The 1,591-nt window shown below is 69.8% G+C and carries 2 protein-coding genes; both read right to left on the minus strand.

Features of this window, described 5'->3' with window-relative positions:
- A partial coding sequence (locus AC27KI_RS24410) for a nitrilase-related carbon-nitrogen hydrolase (protein ID WP_487116333.1) occupies positions 1–244 on the minus strand: 244 nt, incomplete at its 3' end.
- A 67-nt stretch (positions 245–311) separates the two neighbouring features.
- Positions 312–1,591, minus strand: a 1,280-nt coding sequence (locus AC27KI_RS24415; protein ID WP_487116335.1) for a phosphomannomutase/phosphoglucomutase, incomplete at its 5' end; no start/stop codon positions are given.

Consider the following 1,591-nt stretch of genomic DNA (forward strand, 5'->3'; position numbering starts at 1 on the left):
CCATGCCATGGGCGCGGGCGGCCTCGCGCAGCGGCGCCAGCACGGCGTCGTCCGCGCCGAGCACGTGGCGGGCCGCCAGGTCGGGCTCATAGCCCGTGAGGGACAGCTCGGGAAAGACGAGCAGTTGCACGCCTTCCTGGGCGGAGGCCTGCACCATGGCCAGGTGCGCCTGCACGTTGGCCGGCACATCGCCGGGAATTGAGATCGACTGCGCCGCTGCCACGGTGTACAGCGGTGGAAACACGGGGGGATTCAAGGGGCGGATGGTCCGTGAAGCGGGCGGTGGATGGCAGGTGGCTGGCGGCGAACAATCAGTGGGCCGCGGCACCCACGTGCGCGTCGGGCTTGACCCGGTGCAGCAGCGCGAGCATGGCCGCTTCGATGCGCGCCAGCGCCTCGGGCGTGTGGCCTTCGAAGCGCAGCACCAGCACGGGCGTGGTGTTGCTGGCGCGGATGAGGCCGAAGCCGTCCGGCCAGTCCACGCGCAGGCCGTCGATGGTGTTGATCTCGGCCGGGGCGGCGAAGGTTTCGGCGGCCAGGGCCTGCAGTTCGGCGGTCAGGCGGTGCGGCTCGCCTTCGGCGCACGACACGTTCAGCTCGGGCGTGGAATGGCTGGTGGGCAGGCCGTTGAGCACGGCGCCGGGGTCGCTTTCGCGGCTCAAAATTTCGAGCAGGCGGCAGCCGGCATAGGTGCCGTCGTCAAAGCCGAACCAGCGTTCCTTGAAGAAGATGTGCCCGCTCATCTCGCCGCCCAGGGGCGAGTCGAGTTCCTTCATGCGCGCCTTGATGAGCGAGTGGCCGGTCTTGTACATGACGGGTTGGCCGCCCGCCTCGGTGATGGCGGGGGCCAGGCGCTGGGTGCACTTCACGTCGAAGAGGATGTGGCCACCGGGCACGCGCGAGAGCACGTCGCGGGCGAACAGCATCATCTGGCGGTCGGGAAAGATGTTCTGGCCGTCCTTGGTGACGATGCCCAGCCGGTCGCCGTCGCCGTCGAAGGCCAGGCCCAGTTCGGCGTCGCTCGACTGCAGCGTGGCGATCAGGTCGCGCAGGTTCTCGGGCTTGCTGGGGTCGGGATGGTGGTTGGGGAAGTTGCCGTCCACCTCGGAAAACAGCTCGATCACCTCGCAGCCCAGCGCGCGGAAGATGCCCGGTGCCGAGGCGCCGGCAATGCCGTTGCCGCTGTCCACCACGATCTTCATGGGGCGGGCGAGCTTGACGTCGGAGGTGATGCGCTGCACGTAGGCGGGCAGCACGTCGGCCTGGCGCACGCTGCCGCCTTCGGCCAGCGTCCAGCTTTCTTCTTCCATGGTGCGGCGCAGGGCCTGGATCTCGTCGCCGTAGATGGCGCGGCCGGCCAGCACCATCTTGAAGCCGTTGTAGTCCTTGGGGTTGTGGCTGCCGGTGACCTGGATGCCGCTGTGGCACAGGGTGTGGGCGGCAAAGTAGAGCATGGGGGTGGTGGCGGGGCCGATGTCGATCACCTCGATGCCGGCGTCCACCAGCCCGGCGATCAGCGCGGCGGCCAGCGAGGGGCCGGACAGGCGGCCGTCGCGCCCCACGGCCACCACCGTCTGCCCCTCGGCCCGCG

It is taken from the genome of Acidovorax sp. KPB24-03 (assembly GCF_057546605.1).